This window comes from Otariodibacter sp. (assembly GCF_029256985.1).
GTDB lineage: Bacteria > Pseudomonadota > Gammaproteobacteria > Enterobacterales > Pasteurellaceae > Otariodibacter.
On record NZ_JARIDQ010000087.1, the window covers coordinates 1 to 21,835 of the forward strand.

Annotated in this window: 18 protein-coding genes; 10 read left to right on the forward strand and 8 right to left on the reverse strand. The window is 34.5% G+C overall.

The features are described from left to right. On the reverse strand, nucleotides 1-1,250 hold a 1,250-nt coding region (locus tag Q1J40_RS08690; protein WP_301099818.1), incomplete at its 3' end, for an FAD-binding oxidoreductase. 600 nt (nucleotides 1,251-1,850) lie between these two features. On the opposite strand from Q1J40_RS08690, the gene ompA reads away from it, so the two are divergent. Next, entirely contained in the window at nucleotides 1,851-2,957 is a 1,107-nt protein-coding gene (gene ompA, locus Q1J40_RS08695) for a porin OmpA (RefSeq protein ID WP_301099767.1), read from the forward strand. 70 nt (nucleotides 2,958-3,027) lie between these two features. Here ompA and matP read toward each other — a convergent pair whose 3' ends face one another. Beyond that, nucleotides 3,028-3,474, reverse strand: coding sequence for a macrodomain Ter protein MatP (matP, locus tag Q1J40_RS08700; protein WP_301099768.1), 447 nt, complete (start codon nucleotides 3,472-3,474; stop codon nucleotides 3,028-3,030). 161 nt (nucleotides 3,475-3,635) lie between these two features. Between matP and Q1J40_RS08705 the strand changes: the two genes are divergently transcribed. From Q1J40_RS08705 to ptrA, 8 genes are all read left to right on the forward strand, one after another. Beyond that, entirely contained in the window at nucleotides 3,636-5,279 is a 1,644-nt protein-coding gene (locus Q1J40_RS08705; RefSeq protein ID WP_301099769.1) for an AAA family ATPase, read from the forward strand. 100 nt (nucleotides 5,280-5,379) lie between these two features. Beyond that, nucleotides 5,380-5,910 carry a bifunctional 3-hydroxydecanoyl-ACP dehydratase/trans-2-decenoyl-ACP isomerase gene (fabA, locus tag Q1J40_RS08710; protein ID WP_301099770.1) on the forward strand — a complete coding sequence of 177 codons (531 nt, stop codon included), beginning with the start codon at nucleotides 5,380-5,382 and terminating at the stop codon, nucleotides 5,908-5,910. Nucleotides 5,911-6,028: 118 nt separating this feature from the next. Continuing rightward, entirely contained in the window at nucleotides 6,029-6,541 is a 513-nt protein-coding gene (locus tag Q1J40_RS08715; protein ID WP_301099771.1) for a pilus assembly FimT family protein, read from the forward strand. Next, nucleotides 6,504-7,211, forward strand: a complete 708-nt coding sequence (locus Q1J40_RS08720; RefSeq protein ID WP_301099772.1) for a hypothetical protein — start codon at nucleotides 6,504-6,506, stop codon at nucleotides 7,209-7,211. The genes Q1J40_RS08715 and Q1J40_RS08720 overlap by 38 nt, the downstream gene beginning before the upstream one ends. Nucleotide 7,212: 1 nt before the next feature. Beyond that, complete coding sequence (locus Q1J40_RS08725) at nucleotides 7,213-7,866, forward strand: DUF2572 family protein (RefSeq protein WP_301099773.1); 654 nt, start codon at nucleotides 7,213-7,215, stop codon at nucleotides 7,864-7,866. Continuing rightward, entirely contained in the window at nucleotides 7,856-8,188 is a 333-nt protein-coding gene (locus Q1J40_RS08730; RefSeq protein WP_301099774.1) for a DUF5374 domain-containing protein, read from the forward strand. The genes Q1J40_RS08725 and Q1J40_RS08730 overlap by 11 nt, the downstream gene beginning before the upstream one ends. A 54-nt stretch (nucleotides 8,189-8,242) precedes the next feature. Further along, nucleotides 8,243-11,668, forward strand: coding sequence for an exodeoxyribonuclease V subunit gamma (gene recC / locus Q1J40_RS08735; protein WP_301099775.1), 3,426 nt, complete (start codon nucleotides 8,243-8,245; stop codon nucleotides 11,666-11,668). Then, nucleotides 11,665-14,613, forward strand: coding sequence for a pitrilysin (gene ptrA, locus Q1J40_RS08740; RefSeq protein ID WP_502306668.1), 2,949 nt, complete (start codon nucleotides 11,665-11,667; stop codon nucleotides 14,611-14,613). Before recC ends, ptrA begins: the two co-directional genes overlap by 4 nt. Before the next feature lie 283 nt (nucleotides 14,614-14,896). Here ptrA and Q1J40_RS08745 read toward each other — a convergent pair whose 3' ends face one another. Both Q1J40_RS08745 and ubiD read right to left on the reverse strand, forming a co-directional pair. Further along, entirely contained in the window at nucleotides 14,897-15,946 is a 1,050-nt protein-coding gene (locus Q1J40_RS08745; RefSeq protein ID WP_301099778.1) for an extracellular solute-binding protein, read from the reverse strand. Between the two features lie 211 nt (nucleotides 15,947-16,157). Beyond that, nucleotides 16,158-17,651, reverse strand: coding sequence for a 4-hydroxy-3-polyprenylbenzoate decarboxylase (gene ubiD, locus Q1J40_RS08750; protein WP_301099779.1), 1,494 nt, complete (start codon nucleotides 17,649-17,651; stop codon nucleotides 16,158-16,160). Nucleotides 17,652-17,811: 160 nt separating this feature from the next. On the opposite strand from ubiD, the gene znuA reads away from it, so the two are divergent. Next, nucleotides 17,812-18,825, forward strand: coding sequence for a zinc ABC transporter substrate-binding protein ZnuA (gene znuA, locus Q1J40_RS08755; RefSeq protein WP_301099780.1), 1,014 nt, complete (start codon nucleotides 17,812-17,814; stop codon nucleotides 18,823-18,825). 309 nt (nucleotides 18,826-19,134) lie between these two features. Here znuA and Q1J40_RS08760 read toward each other — a convergent pair whose 3' ends face one another. Genes Q1J40_RS08760 through napG form a run of 4 tightly spaced genes read right to left on the reverse strand, consistent with a single transcriptional unit; the run spans nucleotide 19,135 to nucleotide 21,827 of the window. Then, nucleotides 19,135-19,734: a NapC/NirT family cytochrome c gene (locus Q1J40_RS08760; protein WP_301099781.1), complete on the reverse strand. Its 600-nt coding sequence runs from the start codon at nucleotides 19,732-19,734 to the stop codon at nucleotides 19,135-19,137. Next, a complete protein-coding gene (locus tag Q1J40_RS08765; protein WP_301099782.1) occupies nucleotides 19,734-20,159 on the reverse strand; it encodes a nitrate reductase cytochrome c-type subunit in 426 nt (141 codons plus the stop codon). The genes Q1J40_RS08760 and Q1J40_RS08765 overlap by 1 nt, the downstream gene beginning before the upstream one ends. 31 nt (nucleotides 20,160-20,190) lie before the next feature. Further along, the gene (gene napH, locus Q1J40_RS08770) at nucleotides 20,191-21,069 is read right to left on the reverse strand and encodes a quinol dehydrogenase ferredoxin subunit NapH (RefSeq protein ID WP_301099784.1); all 879 of its coding nucleotides are present in this window, start codon (nucleotides 21,067-21,069) and stop codon (nucleotides 20,191-20,193) included. Continuing rightward, nucleotides 21,069-21,827, reverse strand: coding sequence for a ferredoxin-type protein NapG (napG, locus tag Q1J40_RS08775; RefSeq protein ID WP_301099786.1), 759 nt, complete (start codon nucleotides 21,825-21,827; stop codon nucleotides 21,069-21,071). The genes napH and napG overlap by 1 nt, the downstream gene beginning before the upstream one ends. Nucleotides 21,828-21,835: the final 8 nt, after the last annotated feature.

Consider the following 21,835-nt stretch of genomic DNA (forward strand, 5'->3'; position numbering starts at 1 on the left):
CCTTTTGCATTACCTAATAATCCCACTGCTTTTTTACGCATAGCATAAATTTTTTCGATAGAGGTGAGATCGTTGCAAAGTTGATAGCCAATCAAACCGCTTGTCCCTTCCACAATTTTTTGATCCAATATTTGGCAAAGATTGTTAATCAAATGCTCGTTTTGCTCTGCGTCGTTTGAGGCAAATTCAACAATATTGATGCCTAAAATTGGATTATTTTCATCTTCTGTCAAAAGGTCCGATACTGAATGCCAGATAATATCTTGCTTAGCTAAATTGAGTACTTTTGAGTCCACTGTTTCAACCGACAAGGCTTTCGCTTCTAACATAAAAGGGGCGGAGCGTAGTGCTGCATCGAAGGAGTTATATTTCACATTAATTAATGTGCGATATTTTGGAATCGATAACAGATTCAATTTAGCTTCGCAAATAAAGGCTAGAGAACCTTCAGAACCCGTTAAAATTCGAGTGAGATTAAATTCCGTTTCATCATCATTAAAGACATTTTTTAAATCGTAGCCCGTCAAAAAGCGATTTAATTGTGGTAATTCTTTTAAAACCGTTGGACGTAGTTGCTGACAACGTTCAAAAACCTTACGGTGTAAATGTTTACCATTATTGGATAAATTAAGTGAATCAAGATTTGCAGAAAAGTTGTTGGATCTTACCGCTTCTGTTTTTAGTATTTCACCATTGATTAGCACGGATTTTAATGCCAACACGTGATCAGAGGTTTTTCCATATTGTAGAGAACCTTGCCCAGAGGCATCTGTGTTGATCATTCCTCCTAGTGTTGCTCGGTTACTGGTAGAGAGTTCTGGAGAGAAAAATAATCCGTGCGGTTTGAGGTATTGATTTAGCTGATCTTTAACCACTCCTGCCTGCACTCGTACCCAATGTTCTTTTATGTTGAGTTCTAAAATTTGGTTCATATGACGGGATAAATCGACAATAATATTATTATTGAGTGATTGTCCATTTGTGCCTGTTCCACCACCTCTAGGTGTAAAGGTTAAAGATTGAAACACTGGTTTTTGCGCCAGTTTAGTCAAAATGACAACATCAGCTACTGATTTTGGAAATAAAATTGCTTGAGGTAATTGTTGGTAAACACTGTTATCTGTTGCAAGTGATAAGCGATCTGCATAATTAGATGCAATATCACCAGAGAAGCGCTGTTGCGTTAAAGCTTCCAGAAAATCTTTAACGGTTGAATTAAGTTTTGGTACATTGGCTAGGCGAGGGATCATAGTTATTTTTATCATTAAAATAATTTGCTGAAATATTAGCAAGATTTCAGATGAGATTTAAGCCTATAACAAAGATTTACTGTATAAATTGTGAAAAAATTAGTTTGTGCGTATAATTAGGTTTAGTTTTACAGAAATATTATATAATGTGTAAACTATAAACCTTTTCATATCAAAGATGGTTGTTTATTTTTTGCTAGTAAAACAATTTTATTTTTGGTAGATTATTGTAAATAAGTGGGAACATACTTGAAATTAGTGTTTTTACCCTTATATGTTGCTAGAAGCAATTGGATTATAATACAAATTTGATTATCTAGTATAATTAATAGTTGTTACTTATTTTCCATGATATAAATCATTTATGAGGTTATGATTTATATTAATTGCTTAAAAAATAGTCTTTTAAGGAGTGTATTACACTTTTTTACAAAAGTTCCATTTGCATTAGACTATTTTTTGGTAGAATAGGTTTGAAGTATTGACCTTCTTAGGTTTATTTTTTGTTTAGAAGGCTATTTAACCTCAATACTTGTTAATTATTTATCAGGTGTTGTATAATTTTTATCTCGTAATGACGATAATATGAGGATTATTAAAATGAAAAAATCTTTAATTGCATTAGCGGTTTCTAGTTTAGCTGTTGCTTCAGTACAAGCAGCTCCACAAGCAAATACATTCTATGTTGGTGCTAAAGCAGGTTGGGCATCTTTCCATGATGGTTTAAGTCAATTTGATTCAGCTAAAGATTTCAGAAAAGACATGCAACCAGTAGGTGTTAACCGTAACTCTGTTACTTATGGTATTTTTGGTGGTTATCAAATTACTGATAACTTTGCGGCTGAAATCGGTTATGACTATTTTGGTCGTGCTCGTGGTAATAAGACTTTTGCAGGTGATAATAAAGATAAAATGGCTGCAAAACATTCTGCACATGGGACTCAAATTAGCTTAAAAGCAAGCTATCCAGTTCTTGATGGTTTAGATGTGTACGGCCGTGTTGGTGCTGCATTAGTTCGTTCTGATTATTATTATCAAGACAATATTGCTAAATCAAGCCGTAAAAAAGCACACAACTTTAAAACATCTTTAGTTTTAGGTGGTGGTGTTGAGTATGCAATTACTCCAGAATTAGCTGCTCGTGTTGAATATCAATGGTTAAGCCGTGTAGGTAACTTAGATAAAGCTACACGTAAAGAAGGTTATAACAATTTCCGTTCAGAATATAGCCCAGATATTCACTCTGTAAGTGCTGGTTTATCATATCGTTTTGCACAAGGTCCAGCACCAGTAGCTGAACCTGAAATCGTAACTAAAAACTTTGCATTCAGTTCAGATGTATTATTTGATTTTGGTAAAGCAAGCTTAAGACCTGAATCAGCAGCAGCATTAGACCAAGCAAATAATGAAATCAATAACTTAGGATTAGCATCTCCTGCAATTCAAGTGAGTGGTTATACAGACCGTATTGGTTCAGATGCAGCTAACTTAAAACTTTCACAAAACCGTGCTGAATCAGTAGCTAACTACATGGTATCTAGAGGTGTGAACCCTGCAAACGTAACTGCAGTTGGTTATGGTGAAGCAAACCCAGTGACTGGTAATACTTGTGATGCAGTTCAAGGTCGTAAAGCATTAATCGCTTGTTTAGCACCAGATCGCCGTGTTGAATTACAAGTTCAAGGTTCTAAAGAAGTTGTAATGTAATAACTTTTTAAAGATTAACTTTTAGTAAAATGCCCACATTATGTGGGCATTTTTTTATTGTATAAGATATTTATTTTAAAAGTGATTTCAGATTTTTTTTCATATTATCGATTTGTGATAAATAAATTTGTTTTTGTTCCAATTCATCAATTAAGTAATGGATACTATCTGAAAGTGTAAGTCCCATTTTATTTGATATCTTTGAAAGGCGTTGCCAACTTGCATATTCTAAATCAATAGATTTTTTCTTCGTTGTCTGTACTTCAGCATTAAAAAAACGTTTTCGTTTAGCACGAATTGATTGTCTCATTCTCTTTCGTTGTTCAGCGGTCATTTCTTCTTTTACCCATTGTTCTATTTCTTCGGGCGAATTTTGTAACGTAATGAGAATTTGAACTTTTAATTCAATTAAGCTTGTTTCTGTATGTTTTGTGATATTTATGCCTTCTCTATATTTTTTCAACAAATATTGCCATTTCCAATTACCTTCTTGAACTTCTAATTTTTGATATCGCATATATCCCCCTATAGCTTAAGCAGTATAGCGGAAGGAGCATCTTTATTAAAGGTATAGAACTTGATTATTATTGATGGAAATTTATGAGATTAATTGATCCATTAATGAATATTCGCAGTGAGATAGGTATAATGTGAAAAATTTTATTTTGAGGATTTTTTGTGCAGATATCTCCTTTAGCGTGGCAATCTTTAATTCTTGATTATCCTTTTTCTTTAACAGAGAAAGCGGTAACTTTCTTTGATTTTCAATCAAAAGCTCAACAGGCAATTGAGCAATTTATTTCGAATGATAATGGTTCTTTATTGGTACTAAAAACAGAAACATTACCTGAGTTTTTATTAGAGATTCAAGCGAAACTATCGCAAACAACCAGTAAAACAATTTTAAAAACAGATTTTAATCGTAATAGTGTATTTGGGTATAGCGTTTTCTTGGAAAAAGATAATAAGATAGAAAACATTGAAGGAGCGCTACAACAAGCGAATGAAGGGGTTCTTATTCTTGATATTCATACATTATTATTAGATGTTGCTCAATGGGATAAATTAAAACAAGCGTTATTATTTGGCTTTTACGAACCTATTTCAGCCAATGCTTTGCCGATCTCTCAATCAATGATTCAATCCCAGTTTAAATTGGTATTAGTCGGTAGTCGAGAAGATATTGCAACATTAGCAACTTATGATGAAACGCTTTATCAATTTGCTCAATATGCGGAAATAGACACTTATCTTCGACTTAATCATGATAATACTCAACAGTGGGGTGATTATGTTCAATCTGTAACAAAATCTTTAATTGGCAAGTCCTTTTCATCAAAAGGGCTTAATCAACTTTTAAGCTATTATATGCGTGAAAGTGAAAGCCAAGAGCTTGTTTCGATTTCTCCCACATTACTGAATAAATATCTCGTTGGACTAGCTCAATTTTTTTATAATCAAACAGAGTTTGATGAAGTTACTCCTTATTTTGAGTATTTAGAAGAGCAGGCTGCTTCTTTTAATGAATTTACCACTCAAGATATTTTGAATCATCAACTACGTATCGAAACAGAAGGCGAAGCTGTTGGACAAATCAATGGACTATCTGTAGTTGAGTTTGAAGGCGTGCCTTTTGCTTTTGGGGAACCATTAAGAATTAGCTGTAATGTGCAATATGGTGAAGGTGAAATTCACGATATTGAGCGAAAAGTAGAACTTGGTGGTAATATTCATTCAAAAGGGATTTTACTTGCTCAATCCTGTTTAGCACACCTATTGGAATTACCCACTCAACTCCCTTTTTCGGCATCTTTGGCCTTTGAGCAGTCCTATGGAGAGATTGATGGGGATAGCTCATCCTTAGCCATTTTCTGTGCGTTAATTAGTGCATTATCAGACTTGCCTTTACCTCAATCAATTGCAGTCACTGGTGCTATCGATCAGTTTGGTAATGTGTTAAGTGTTGGAGGAGTCAATCAAAAAATTGAAGGGTTTTTCAAGATTTGCCAAGTACGAGGTTTAACAGGAAAACAAGGGGTTGTTATCCCAGATGTATGTATTAAACACTTGAGTTTAAAGTCTGAAGTATTAACTGCAATAAAAAGCCAGCAATTTTTTATTTGGGCTGTTTCAGATGTTTTTGAGGCTGTAGAGATTTTATTGCAACAGCATTTCTATGATAAAGATCTACCAGAAAACAGTAAGGAATCATCTATATTTAGCCTGATTCATGAAAAATTTGATGAACATTCCAATACATCAGAAACAAGCGGTTCTTTTCTTACTAAGTTTTGCAAATTTTACAGTAAACTGATCCGATAAGTCAGCTTACAACTGTTCGCTTTTTAAAAAATCTGTTATTATATGTACTAAACAAATTGCTAGATACAGCATATTTCAGCTATTTTTATAGGAAAAAAACATGAACAGTTGTAAACCAAATATTAAATCAAGTTATGATTATCAAGATCTTCTAGCCTCTGGCCGAGGAGAACTTTTTGGCGCTGAAGGACCTCAATTACCAGCACCATCAATGTTAATGATAGATAGAATTACCAAAATTAATGATACAGAAGGATTATTTAAAAAAGGCTATATTGAAGCAGAATTAGATGTTCATGCTGATTTACCGTTCTTTGGTTGTCATTTTATTGGTGATCCAGTAATGCCGGGATGTTTAGGATTAGATGCTATGTGGCAGCTTGTTGGCTTTTTCCTTGGCTGGATTGGTGGCAAAGGTAAAGGACGTGCATTAGGTGTAGGTGAAGTTAAATTTACGGGTCAGATTCTACCTACTTCTAAAAAAGTAATTTATCGTATTAATATGAAGCGAGTTATTAATCGCAAGCTTGTAATGGGTGTTGCAGATGGCGAAGTTGAAGTAGATGGTCGTATTATTTATACCGCTACGGATCTGAAAGTTGGATTATTTCAAGATACGACTGCATTCTAAGTACAGTTTTCTAAAAGTGTATTTTATTTTGCGATACGTATCGTAGAATTGTTTGTTTTATATTTACAAAAATACTGTTCAGTTTAATATTTTCCCCAATAAATAACGGGGAAGATATATGTATCGTGCTTTTACGCTGATTGAGCTATTGACAGTACTCTCGATCACTTTTATCTCTATTTATTTCCTTTCCCCCATTATTTATCGTTTACAAGATCAGATTATTTTATCTAGTGAGATAGAAAATATAAGATCTTTCTTTTATCAGATTCAATCTAAAGCAAGATATACCAAACAAAATTACTCAGTGAGTATTAAACAAAATCAACATGATTTTTGTATTATTGCTATTCAGAAAACAGATAGAAAGTTTAATAAATGTAACTGTTTTTCAATTAACTCTTGTAATATTCAATCTGAATATTTTATTTATCATAATATATCGGATAATATCGCACTAAAAAGTAATGGAATATATCCAAAACCATTTCTTAGCATTGATGGAAAATCAGGTAAATTAGAATCTAAATGTTTAGGAATACAAAAAAATAATAATGATAAAATTTTGCAATTTGATCAGAATGGGTTAATTAATGTTATTCAAAAAAAGAAGCGTAGTCAATGTAGTTAATATAGATAAACCTGCTTTTAGTATGGTGGAAATACTTATTTCTTTGGCTATTGGTACATTATTAATTTTTTCTTTATCAAAATTTTATAGTAATATTTATATTCAATATTTAAAAAAGAATGAGTTATTAAATATTCAAAAGCAAACTCATCAATTACTTGATTATTTTCAACAACACTTACAACATATTGGCTATCAAGGGCTATTTAGAGAGAAGAGTAATTATTCTCTATTTACAGACAATGGTAAGCCTTACTCCTTAAATTCACCAGATTGTCTAATATTTTTATATGATTTAGATGGTGATGGTTGTATTGGGCATAGATATAAGAAGAGGAGTTGTACAACAAAAGTAAAGAATAAAACTAAGGATATCAGCAAAGAGATCTTTGGTTTCAAATTAAAGGCAAAATCAATCTACATTTTTGAAGACGATTCTATGAAAAATTGTAGAAAAGATAAATGTAAGCAATTACTTGCTAACTGTCATAAAGGAAAATGGCGTAAATTGACTGCTTTATCTGATTATGCTGTAGAAAAATTAGCTTTTAATTGGGTAGATGAAGGAAAATTAATGAAAACAGAACTTGCAATACAGTCTAAAAAATATAAAAACATTAGATATAGTGCGGTAATATATAGCTATATTTTTAATCATATCAATCCATAATATGCAATACAGAGCAAATGTGCTGTTTATTTCATTGTTTATGATAATGGGAATTATGCTATTTATATTTTTATCCTATGATTCATTCTTAATCAAAGATAGAAAAAGATTAGCCGATTATCATCATTATCTAAATGATAAGATTAATTTATTAATGATAATAGCAGATGATTATGATGTGATGTGTCGCTCATCTAAACAACCTAAAAATCATATTGAATTTGATTATATTAAATATGAATTTAACTGTACTTTTAAAAGTATATTTATTAAACCTAAACCCACAAAAAGTAAATATATTCAGACAAATAATATCAACGAGTGGTTAGATCTAACAACCTATCAAGAGCATATATATTATTTTTCTTCATTATCGGAACTACCTAATAGCTCAATAACCAATCCACAAATAGCTATTGCAACAAATGAAATAGATGAAAAACTTACAAAGAATTTTTATGGCATCATTATTACAGAGTACTTTTTTGATATTACAGGCAAGAAAATATATGGAGTAATTTATTCTTCTTATGATAATGCAAGAAAAGAGCGTAACTTAAGTTATAAAAGGAAAGTTGTCGATAATATCGAACAAAAATTATCTACTTGGTATTATTTATCTCAATCCAAAAATATTTTATCCAATGAAGAGTAAAATAAAAACACAAAGTAAACTAAAAATACACAGTAGAATAACAGCACAAAGTAGCTTGAGTATTCTTATCGCAATAAATGTATTCGTTATCTTAACGTTAGGTTATATGCACTGGGAGTCGTTATATAACCAAAAAACGATGTTGGTATTTCAAAAACAGCAAGCCTTACAAATTGCAGAAAACCAAATCAGTAGGTTAATGTCGGGCAGAGAGTGTGAGCAAAATATTAATCAAAATGATGTTTCTTTTACTATCATTTGCTCTCCTCAAAAAATCAAAGTTAATTTTCCTTTGGGAGAGGTAATAATTCAGACTAATTAATAGATTCTTGCTAGTGAAATGGATAAAATAATTTCACTACAAGAGGGTGCTACAATGCTTAACGTCTATTATTCAAACAAACTTACTCACCAAAAAGATATTTTAATTCAAATATTAAAGAATGATCCCAATCCCAATCCATTTGAACCTGAGATAATTTTGGTGCAAAGTGTTGGAATGTCGCAATGGTTACAGTTACAAATTGCTAATGAATTGAGTATTGCTGGAAATATTGAATTTCCTTACCCTACCAGTTTCCTTTGGCAACAGTACCGCTTATTGTTTCCAGATTTACCTAAAGAGAATATCTTTGCTCCTCGTATTTTAGTTTGGCGATTGATGGCATTAATCCCTGAATTTATTGATAAACCAGAGTTCCTACCTCTTCAACGATATTTACAGCAACAAGATCAACTAAAACTTTATCAACTGGCGATAAAAATTGCTGCACTCTTTGACCAATACTTAGTTTATCGTTCTCACTGGTTGATCCATTGGGAAGAAGGAGACTTAGAATCGGTCTTCAATGAAATCAAGCAGCGTACATCAAGTAGAGAAAACTATGAAGAAGACATTTGGGTCAATATTCAATGGCAAAGCATTCTGTGGAATGCAGTCGTGGACGAACTCAAACAAGAAACAGATGAAGCTGTTTTTTCAACCTCGCATCGTGCTTACTTGCAACAACGCTATTTTGAAAAGCTCGATAATCTCACTCAAGCAGAAAAAAATAAATTACCTAAACGTATTTTCATTTTTGGGATTTCTTCATTACCGCCCTCTCAACTTGCAGTCTTAGAAAAATTAAGTGAGCATTGCCGAATACATCTCTTTTTTACCATGCCCACCAATAAATTTTGGGGAGATGTGATTGAAGATCGTGTCGTGGAAAAATTGGCACTAAAATCACATTTGCCTGAATTAAAAAAACTCGATTTATTAGATTATCAAGGCAATCCGTTATTAACGACTTGGGGCAAGCAAGGCAAAGAGTTTTTAAACTTATTACTTGAACAAGATATTCAAGGCTATGATTTTTTCTACGATGAAACAGATGAAACAGATGAAACAGATGAAACAGATGAAACAGATGAAACAAAAGAAAAAGACCAAGTTAACTTATTAAACCGGGTGCAACAATCTATTGCAAAACTGGAACACAATTTAAATCGAAAGCAACAATCTATTGCAGAACTGGAACACAATTTAAATCGAAAGCAACACTCTATTACCAAATCGGAACAGGATCTTAAATTTGAATTGTTAGACAATGATCATTCAATTCAAATTCATTCTTGCCACAGTAAAATGCGAGAAGTTGAAGTCTTACACAATCGTTTATTACAAATTTTTGAAGAAAATCCAGAATTGTCCCCGACTGATATTGTGGTGATGTCGCCCGATATTGATAGCTATGCACCTTATATTACCGCTGTGTTTTCTCATTACAAATTTGATAGTAAGAAAAACCTGCCAGATCCTCGTTTTATTCCATTTTCTATTTCTGATCAAAAAATCAGTCACATTAATCCAATTGTTGAAAGTTTTTTAAATCTACTATCGATTAAAGATAGAAAATTCACAGCAGAAGAAGTTTTAGATTTTCTCGATATCCAAGTCATAAGAGAAAAATTCAACTTTAGCGAAGAAGATATTGCGACCTTACGTGATTGGGTTATTCGAGTAGGGATCCGAGCAGGTTTAGAGAAAGATCATCCAGAATGGGAAAATTATAATTCGTGGGAAAATGGACTTAATCGCTTACTACTCGGTGTTAGTTTAAAATCAGAGCATAATGCTTGGCAATCTATTTTGCCATTTGATGAAAGCTATGGATTAGGTGCAGAACTTGTTGGATCGCTTGCAAAATTTATTGAAGATCTGACCGCTTGGGTTGAAGTGCTACAAAGTCCGCAATCTATTGATAGCTGGAAAGACAAGCTCAATCACTTATTACAATCTTTTTATGCTGATGATGTGGAAAATACCGAATCACTGTTGTTATTAAGTCAAACTGTAGAAACCATTACCGATCAAATTAAACAAACACGATTTACCAAAGATATTGATATTGATGTTTTATATCAAGTTTTTGAACAAAGCTTGAATGAAACCCGTAGCCATATTCAATTTTTAGTGGGGAAAGTGAATTTCTGTACAATGTTACCAATGCGAGCAATTCCATTTAAAGTGGTGTGCTTATTGGGAATGAATGAAGGTGAATTTCCTCGCCAGCAAACATTGAATAGTTTTGATTTGATGCAATATGCTCCTCAAAAAGGTGACCGTGCAAAAAGAGATGATGATCGTTACTTATTCCTTGAAGCATTACTTTCAACAGAACAAATTCTCTATATCAGCTATATTGGGCAATCGCTCACTGGTGGCGATAAAAAACCACCATCAATTTTAGTTTCTCAATTGCAAGAGTTTATTGAACAGAATTTACGAGATAGAGATGCTTTCAAAATTTTTGAGCATCCTATGACGGTGTTTAGCCCGAAAAACTTCACTGAAAACAATGTGTCTTATAACAAAGAATGGATTGATGCAAAATATCAAAAAGAGGATAAAAAGTCCGCTCTTTTCCTAAATACATTAGCGAGGGAGAAGGATGATTTACCTGATGAAATTGAAATTAGGGATTTGATTGCTTACCTACAATCACCCATTAAATTTTTCTTCCAATATCATCTCGGTGTGAGATTTGAAGAGCAAGGTGATGTCATTCCAGAATCGGAACATTTTGAATTGTCCTATTTAGAGGAATATTTATTATTGGACGATTTGATCAATGTAAATGAAGATGAGGTAGCAAAATTCTTTGAAAATGAGAAACTCAAAGGTAATCTACCTGCTTGTCATTTCGCTGATTTAGCTAAAAATAAATTGGTGGCGAATATTACCCAATTAAAACACTCTCTCAGCCATTATATTGGACAAGAAAATCAATTATTAGAAATCGATTTTTCTATGAATATTGAGCAGAAGGAGTATCGTCTAGTGGGGCATATTCCGAATTTATTTGGCAATGAAATTGTACAATGGCGAGTGGGTGGATTAAGAGATAAAGATACCATTCAAGCTTGGGTCTATTATTTATTGCTTTGTGCCACAGGCAAGCAAGAGATTGATTTCAAATTTTATTTCAGAGAGGGCGATCAGGCAGGTTGTTTATCTTTCAATGAGGTCTCACAAGCAGAAGCTGTCGAACAATTACAGACCTATCTTATTGATTATCTGGCGAGTTTTAGTCAATTGAGATGGGCTATAACGGAAGGTGTTGACTATATCAAACCGAACCCGAAAAAGAATGAAACCTCAACGGCTGAAGATTGTCGAAACAAACTACGATCTTCAACGGACATTTATATTCAGCGAGTATTATTCCAATCCAGTGATATTAATTATGCTGACATTCATCAGCGCACTCAAGATTGGTTTGAACTGATGCTAACTAAAATAAAGGACAATAAATAATGCATAAATTTTTTGGCTATTCTTTATCTGCCACTCTCGTATTGAGTGTAATTTCTTCTACGTTCGCTTATGCAGAAGAAACAAGCTCAGTAAAGACAACGGAAACTCAAGCAATCAAGCAAAATTTAGGTTTTAGTGTTATTCAAACTGAAATTAAAAAAAGCCCGACGGATAATGCCATTTATCAAGGTATTAAACTCGATAATGGGATGGACGTGTTGCTGATTTCCGATGAAAAAGCCAATAAGTCCTTAATGTCAGTGGGGATTGGTATCGGTTCGATGGAAGATCCTGTCAAGCAACAAGGGTTAGCTCACTACCTAGAACATATGATTTTAATGGGATCAAAAAAATTCCCAGAAACCAATAGTCTAGATATTTTTCTCAATAAAAATGGTGGCTATAACAATGCTTACACCGCATCTGATCGTACCATTTTCTATCTTGAAGTGAATAATAACGCTTTTGATGAAGCGGTTGATCGCTTTGCCGATACCTTTGCAGAACCTTTGTTGTCGGAAAATAATGCAAAAAAAGAGATCAATGCGGTCAATGCAGAAATGGTTCGAGCAAAATCCAATGATGGATTTTTGATTCACGATGTGAATTTAGCCACTGCCAACCCTAACCACCCAATCACTAAATTTGCTGTCGGTAATAAAGAAACACTATCCGATAAAGAAGGTAGTAAATTGCAAGATGAACTGGTTTCATTCTATCAACACAATTACTCATCAAATCTGATGAAGGCAGTACTGTATTCAAATCAGCCGATTGAAAAACTCGCTCAGTTAGCCAGTGAGCATTTAGGTAAAGTAAAAAATAAACATTTACCAAAGCCTAAAATGGATATGCCATTTTTCAGGGAACAAGATAAAAGTATTTTGGTGCAATACAAACCTGTTCGTCCACAAAAAATGCTGATTATGTCTTTTGATATGCCAGAAGATAAAGCGGAATTTAAACATAAAACAGGTGAATATTTAGCTTATGTTTTAGGAAATAATACAGAAGGTACGCTGTCTGATTATTTAATTAAACAGGGGCTTTCCGATAGCGGTGTGCAAGCAGATTCTTCCGCTGATGTGAGCCGAAATCGTGGGGATTTTTCCTTCTATATTGAATTAACAGACAAAGGTTTGGCGGAAAAAGACAAAGTTATTTCGTTAGTCTTTCAACAAATTGAAAAAATCAAAAAAGATGGTATTCAGCAAAGTTATTTTGGTGAGGTCAAAGAAAGCTTAAAACAAGCGTTTGAACATTTACAAGTTGAGAAAAGTGGGCAATATGTTGCACAATTAACCTCACAAATGTTGAGTTATCCACTCGCTGATATTATCGATCAAGCCTATTTAGCTGAGGATATGGATGTTAAAGCCATTCAGGATAAACTCAATCTTATGACCGTTGATAACGTACGAATTATGCTAATCGACGATAAGGCAAAAACAGATAAGAAAACTCGCTATTTTGAAGCCCCTTATGCAGTAAGTAAAATTAGTGATGCACAAAAACAACAATGGCTAGATTTTTCGCACAATCCAAGTTTGCAACTGCCTGAATTGAACCCTTATTTTGCAACGGATTTTTCAGTCAATAAAGATATGGAATCCCGCAATATTCCAAAAGCGATTGAGCGTAATAAAGGCGAAGTGATTTATGCAATGCCAAGCCAATATTTTGCTAATGAACCAAAGGCAATTATGTCTATGGCATTTAATATTTCACCTGAAGTTGATGACTTAAAACAAAGTATTAGTGCAGTTTTACTCGGTTATATGAATGATTTATCACAAAATAAATTAGACTTCCAAGCGTCGGTGGCGGGAATGAGTGCCAGTGTTTCCACAAGTGAAAATGGACTCAATATCAGCGCCAGTGGCTACACACAACATTTAGCAAAATTAGTCAGTGATGCCTTGCAACAATTTAGTCAATTTGATTTAACAGAGAATAATTTACGCCAAGCAAAACAGCGTTATTTAGAGGCTTTAGATGGATTAGATGCACAAGGTGCATTAAATCAAGCGGTCAGATCATTACGCAATTTTGCAAATTACCCTTATTTCAATATCGATAAACAACGAGCAATGCTTGAAACAATCACATTGCAAGATATCGCACAATTACGTGAAAGATTATTAACTAAAACGACAGGTGTTAGTGCTTTATCTGTAGGAAATTTATCCGATGATCAAGTAAAAGGGATTATCCATTCTGCCGAAGAAATCATAAAAAATGATCATTCAAAATTAGATCTGGGTCGATACCTCGATGTTAACCAAAGCACACGTAAATTAAGTTACATCAAATCAATTCCTCACGAAGATAATGCGCTAAGCATTGCTTATTTTCCAAAAGGCTATGAAGAATTAGACGGACTAAGTCGAGCGTTATTATTAAAAGATATTATCTCTCGTTGGTATTTTGACGATTTAAGAACAGATAAACAGCTAGGCTATGTGGTACAAGCTACCAATACTCAAATAGGTAAAACATCTGGGCTACAATTTTTAGTGCAGACACCAACAGTTTCAACCGCTGATGTAATGGAACATAATCAACGATTCTTTGGTGATACTCTTATAAAACTTAACGCAATGTCAGATGAAGAGTTTGAGAAATATCGCAGTAGTTTATTAGAAGTTTTACAATTTAAACCTGAATCACTTTCACAAGAATTTAGCCAACTTGCCTCAGATTTTGCACGAGATAACGAGAAGTTTGATCGCAAAGATCGGGTTATTGCATTAGTGAAAAAGATGACAAAACAAAATATTATCGATTTTTATCAAGATGCAGTGATCAATCAAACTGGTTTAGTTTTTGCCAGCCAAGCCATTGGCAAAAATGAGAAAATCAACCAACCAGCAAAATTTGATGGGTTTGATGAGGTCAATGATATTGAAGCATTGCAAAAAGAGTTTGAGATCAAGTTCTATTAAACAAGCGGTAAGATCCCCTCAAAATTTTGCAAAATTAGAGGGGTTTAGGTGTTATTTTGCTGTACGTAGTTTGGCTAATATATCTTTTGATCAATGTATGAATAAATCTATTATGATATTGTGCGAATGTACGCTTTAGGCTTAGGGACAGAATCAGATGATGAAAAAGCAGTATATTGATGATCAAAAGTTAGAATGGGAAAAAGAGCATTAAATATATTGTGAAATTATAAAAATTAAGGGCTGAATTTTCAGCCCTTAGTAACATTAGATAATAATTTTCTTAATTACTTGTTCTAAGCATATTCCAGTATTTTTCATAGATTTCTACGGCATCACCCACATCACCTTGTAAAACACCTTTTTCTATTTCTTCTTTTGGTGGAAAAATTAAAGGATCTTGTACGATTTCAGGAGAAAGCAATGATTTTACTCCTTCGTTTGGCATAGAGAATCCCATTTTCTCAATCACCTCTTTTGCACTTTCAGGACGCAACAAGAAATCAATAAATTTATGTGCAGCATCCTTATTTTTGGCATTTTTAGGAATTGCATAATTATCCATCCAAATAACCGCTCCCTCTTTTGGGAAAACAAATTGTAAAGCTGGGTTTTCTGCTTTTGCTCTATATGCCGAACCAGTCCATTGCATTCCGACATCAACTTCACCTTGTAAGTAAGGCATTTCAGGTGAGTCTGAATTAAAAACTAAAACATTTGGTACTAAAGTTGTTAAACGTTCGTAAGCGGCTTTGATTTCATCTGGGTTTGTTGTGTTTGGTGATTTACCATTTAATAATAATGCAATATGAAATACTTCACGTGCATCATTCATTAGCAATAATTTACCTTTAAATTCTGGCTTCCAAAAATCACCCCAGCTCGTGAGTGATTTCGGATCAATATTGTCTGCATTCACTCCGATACCCGTTAAACCATAAACATAGGGTAGTGAATATTTATTTTCAGGGTCGAATGATTTACCCATTAATTCTTTACTCACATACTTCAAATTTTTCAATTTAGTTTTATCTATAGGTGCTAACATTCCTTCTTTTGCCATTTTCCCTACATAATAACTGGAAGGAAATACGATATCGTAGCCTGCATTATCAGCAAGCTTAAGTTTGGAATACATTTCTTCGTTACTTTCAAAAGTTGAATAAATAACTTCGATACCTGTTTCATCACTAAATTGTTCTAGTAATGATGAAGGAACGTATTCGGTCCAGTTATATACATATAGCTGTTCTGTTGCTTGTGCTGACATAGCTGAAAATGCGATGGTAATTGCTGTGAGTTTTTTTAAAAATGTTTGCCCGAATTTAATCAATGGTCTGATCCTCTCTTAGTAAAGATAATATGATGAAAAATATAATGTTTATAAATTTTGTTTAATAATTTTTACTGCTTATATTGCAAATTACCCTTACTTTTTGATAAGTAAGGGCGGTGAATTATAAAGATTTTTAAGATTTTTTCTATCAAAAATCGAATAAGCAGTCAGTTTTTCCTAAGTTTTGCAAATGCCTAGACGGATGCATTTACAAATCTGTTTGAGATAACTTTTCATCATCAATACCTAGAGAATCCCAAATCGCATCAATACGTTCTACTACTTTAGGATCATGATGAATTGGGATTCCCCATTCTCGTTGTGTTTCCCCTTGCCATTTGTTTGTAGCATCAATCCCCATTTTTGAACCTAATCCTGCAATTGGCGAGGCAAAATCAAGATAATCGATCGGTGTATTTTCAATGAGAGTCGTATCACGAGCTGGATCACAACGTGTGGTAATTGCCCAAATAACATCTTTCCAATCCCTCGCATTGACATCATCATCACATACAATTACATACTTTGTGTACATAAATTGGCGTAAGAAAGACCACACGCCCATCATTACTCGTTTAGCATGACCAGCATATTGCTTTTTCATCGTTACTACTGCCAAGCGATAGGAACACCCTTCAGGAGGAAGATAAAAATCAACAATCTCAGGGAATTGTTTTTGTAAGATTGGGATAAAAACTTCGTTTAAAGCCTCACCTAACACTGCTGGTTCATCAGGTGGACGTCCTGTATAGGTAGAATGATAGATAGCATCTTTTCGCATTGTGATATGCGTAACGGTGAATACAGGGAAATACTCTTGTTCATTATAGTAGCCTGTATGATCGCCATAAGGGCCTTCTAAGGCGGTTTCTTCGAGGTCAATATAACCTTCCAATACAATTTCAGCACTCGCAGGCACTTCCAAATCATTACTGATAGATTTAACCACTTCGGTTTTATGCCCTCGTAATAAGCCTGCAAAGGCGTATTCAGATAACGTATCAGGAATCGGTGTTACCGCAGCTAAAATTGTGGCAGGATCTGCCCCTAATGCGACGGACACAGGGAAAGGTTTATCTGGATTAGCCTCTTTCCATTCTTGGAAATCTAAAGCACCACCACGATGAGATAACCAACGCATAATCAACTTATTTTTTCCAATTAATTGCTGGCGATAGATACCTAAATTTAAGCGTTTTTTATAGGGTCCTTGGGTAATAGTTAATCCCCAAGTAATGAGAGGTGCAACATCGCCTCCCCAGCAATGCATAATTGGCAATTTATACAAATCGACATCATCACCAGAAAGAACAACTTGTTGGCACTCTGCTTTACTTAGCACCTTGCTTGACATATTTAACACTTGTTTCCATTGCGGAATTTGCCCGATTAATTCTTTAACTCCTTTTGGTGGTTCAGGCTCTTTCAAAAAAGCTAATAATTTGCCTAACTCACGCAATGCTTTTGTGTCTGATTGTCCCATTCCCATTGCTACACGCTCAGGCGTACCAAATAGATTACATAAAACTGGTATATCAAATCCTTTAGGATTTTCAAATAACAATGCAGGACCACCTTTGCGTAAGGTACGGTCAGAAATTTCTGTCATCTCTAAATAGGGATCAATTTCTTGGGTGATCCGTTTTAATTCGCCCTTTTGCTCAAGCAAATCTAGAAATTCTCGTAGATTCTTATATTTCATATTGTGACTCCTCAATTGAGAGCAGTATAACAAATCTTAATCATTACAAGCGGTTATTTATTGTGAAAATTTTGTAATAAAATAACCATAAAAAAATTGTAGTAATTTAATGTGATTCTGCTAAGATCACGCCACTAATCAAACATAGGAGACTATAAAAATGTTTAAAAGAACAGCCTTAAGTGTTGCTTTACTCGGTGCAACAGCTTTATCTCATGCTGATGTATTAACATCAATCAAACCACTTGGTTTTATCGCTAGTGCAATTACTGATGGCGTTACAAATACACAAGTCCTTTTACCTGTAACTGCATCCCCACATGACTATAGTCTTAAACCCTCTGATGTAGAAAAATTAAAATCTGCTGATCTTGTTGTGTGGGTCGGTGATGAAATGGAAGCATTCCTCGAAAAAAGTATCGAACAATTACCAGAAGAGAACGTTTTAACTTTAGAAGATGTTCATGCTATTGAAGAACTTGTAGAAGGTTCAAGTAAAGCTCACCATGACCACGATCATGATGACCACGATCATGACCACGATCATGACCACGATCATGACCATGACCACGATCATCACAATCACCACCACGAACATCACCATCATGATCACGATCATGATTTTGTAGATGGCGATGATATTCACGGTCACCACCACGATGAAAACTGGCACGTTTGGCTTTCACCATCAGCAAGTACAGATATCGCTCAAGCAATTGCTGATCGTTTAATTGAAAAAATGCCTAATCAAAAAGCAAAAATTGAAGCTAACTTAGCTGAATTCAAAACAAAATTAACTGCAAAAAATGCTGAAATTGTGAAACAACTTTCAGGTGTGTCTGGTAAAGGATACTATACATTCCACGATGCGTATGGCTATTTTGAAGATGCTTATGGCTTAACTTCATTAGGTTCATTCACAATCAACCCAACAGTTGCTCCCGGTGTGAAAACACTAACAGCAATTAAGGCTGATATTGCATCAAATAAAGCTCAATGCTTATTTGCTGAACCACAATTTACACCAAAAGTAATCGAAACACTAAGTAAAGGTACTGCAACTAAAGTTGGACAATTAGATCCACTTGGAGCAAAAGTTGAATTAGGAAAAGATTCTTACCCTCAATTTTTACAAGTAATGGCTGATGAATTTAGTCAATGCTTGACTAACTAAGATTTGGATGAAAAATAGTAGGTTACTAATTTTATATAATAACTTACTATTTTTTTCTATGATTGCCTTTCAGAATAACTACAGAATTGTAGAATTTCTTATTAATAGTCGTTAAATAAGTTCTAATATGTGAAAATAAATCGGATTTTAGGGATTAATAAAATAATTTATAAGAGTTGTATTTAGTTAAACTTAGAAAATAGATTATTAATTAAATGAAGCCGATGGACACATTATTGTAGATAGAAAACGGCTAGATTATGTAAAATAATTGCATGATCTAACCGCTTATTTAACTAATAGTTTCAGCTATTCTTCTTGTTTTTTAGGCTGGAAACCTGAAGGAATCCCTTCCATATGAGGAAGATTGTGAGCGATACCTTTATGGCAATCTATACAAGTTTTGTTTTCTTGTTCAGCCATAGCGTGCATTTTAGCTGCAACACCTTTTTGTTGGGTGAAGTCCATATCGGCAAAATTATGACAGTTACGGCACTCTTGAGAATTGTTAGCTTGCATTCTTTCCCATTCGCGTTTAGCCATTTCTAAACGATGTTCTTCAAATTTTGCTTTGGTGTCGACTTTCCCTGTAAAGTGAGCAAGTACTTCTGTTGAGGCTTGCAATTTACGTTTCCACTTTGGTAAAAATTCATGTGGAACATGACAATCTGAACAAATCGCTTTCACACCACTACGATTAGAAAAATGTACAGAGGCTCGATATTCAGGTACTACATCATTCATATGACAGCTTGAACAGAATTCTTCAGTATTTGTTTGTTCTAAAGCTACATTAAATCCACTCCAGAATAGAATTCCTCCAATCGCTGAAATTAAGATAAGAAAACCAATGCCTATGCGACTTGGTTTTTTAAACCATGTCCAAAAACCTTTAATTAACCCTAACATTATTTACCTCCGAATGACTTCGTTGGTTCAAATTCATTTTCAATGATTGGAGCAACATCTGCTTGTGGAACGTGGCATTGTAAGCAGAAATAACGACGTGGAGCGATATCAGCTGAAACATTGCCATCACGATCGGTAAAGTGTGTTGGGCTAATACGAGGTGCACCAGTAACACGATAATTTTCAACACCGTGACAATTTAGACATTGATTGGTATTTTTGGTGACTTGATACCCTCTAACACTATGTGGAACCATAGGAGGCTGGTTTACATAATTTAAACCGATTCTTTCATTATCTTTCGGCATATTGTGGAAAGCTGGTGCTACCGCTTCTACACTATCTTTAAGATTTGAAGGTACTTCCGTACTAGCAAAGACGACGCTTGAAACCGCAACCAATAATAGGGCGATATATTTTTTCATTTTTCACTCCACTCAATTTTTAACTTAAAAATTATGATTTGTTTACAACAGGAATTTCTTTCTTAAATCTTGTTGTAAAACTAAAAACATTTTCTGCACAGACATCAATACAACGTCCGCAATTAATACAATCTTTTGATAACACTAACTGGCTATCTTCTGGTTTTCCATTTAAAGGTAAACGTAATACTTGAGGCTCAGGACAAACATGGAAACAATCCATACAACGATCACACAACTTACGATCAACCACACCTACTTTTACAATACTTTTGGATCCAATAACTGCATAGGTCGCACCAATTGGGCATAAATGTCCACACCATCCGTGCTCAACAATCAATAAGTCAAACAAGAAAATAGCAAGGACTAACCATAAGGTTGCACCCATTCCAAAAACAAAAATACGTCCAACAGCTGCAACTGGATTGATCCATTCCCACAATAAGGTACCAGATATTGCACTTCCTACGAGAACCATCAACAATACACCATAACGTAAATTACGCGGTAATTTTGCAGACTGACGGATGCCTAATTTACGACGAAGCCAGGCTGCACAATCGGTAATCATATTGACTGGGCAAACCCAACCACAAAAAGCTTTACTCGCTAATAACGCATAAGTTAGCCCAATAATTCCCGCACCCAATAATGTTTTCCATTCAGGTAAGTACCCTGTTGCTAGGCTTTCTGCGGTAATCAATGGATCACTTAATGGAATAAGATCAAACAATAAACTTGAACTGTAATTTCCTTTTAAGATCCAAATATTCCACATTGGTCCAGATAGAAACATTAAGATAATGCTTAATTGGCAAAATCTACGCAAAATTAGGAATCGGTAAGCTCGCCACCAACCTAATTTTTCTCTTGCTTCGAGACCTGCATATTTAGGAGAGTTAGCCATTATCGCAACCCCTCAGGTAAACGTGTTGGCAAAGTCAAAATACCATCAGGGTTTGACTCATCGAGTAACGAATGCCCTTCTTTCTCTTTTTCTTGCCAACCAAAACGATAATGCTTACCTAACATACCTTTTGCCAAGTCCACTGGTAACACTTTAATTGCAGCTTCTTCCAGTACACAGGCTTCTTCACATTTGCCACAACCGGTACAAGCATCTGAATGAACAGTTGGAATAAACTTAGCGTGTTTTCCAGAAAGTTCATTATGTTGCAACTCAAGGGTAATCGCCTTATCGATCAATGGGCAAACACGATAACAAACATCACATCTTAGTCCTTGCCAATTCAAACAGGTTTCGTGATCAAGCAGAACAGCAAGTCCCATTCTTGCATTATCAATATTAGTTAAATTAGGATCTAAAGCACCACTTGGGCACGCTTTTACACAAGGGATATCGGGGCACATTTCACAAGGTTTATCTCGTGCAATAAAATAGGGTGTCCCTGCTTCCATTGGAGAAAGTAACGATGCCAAATACAACATATCGTAAGGGCAAGCTTGTACACACTGCCCACACCGAACACAAGCAGAGGTAAATTCTTTATCATCTACTAATGCTCCAGGTGGACGTAATGCAACACCTTGTCGTGCAAGCGTTTGATGCTGTTGTAAGGCTAAAATAATCCCTATACCACAAACTCCTCCCGCTGTCCTTGTTGCATTTTTCAAAAATTGGCGACGGTTTGGATCGAGCTTCAATCGTTTTC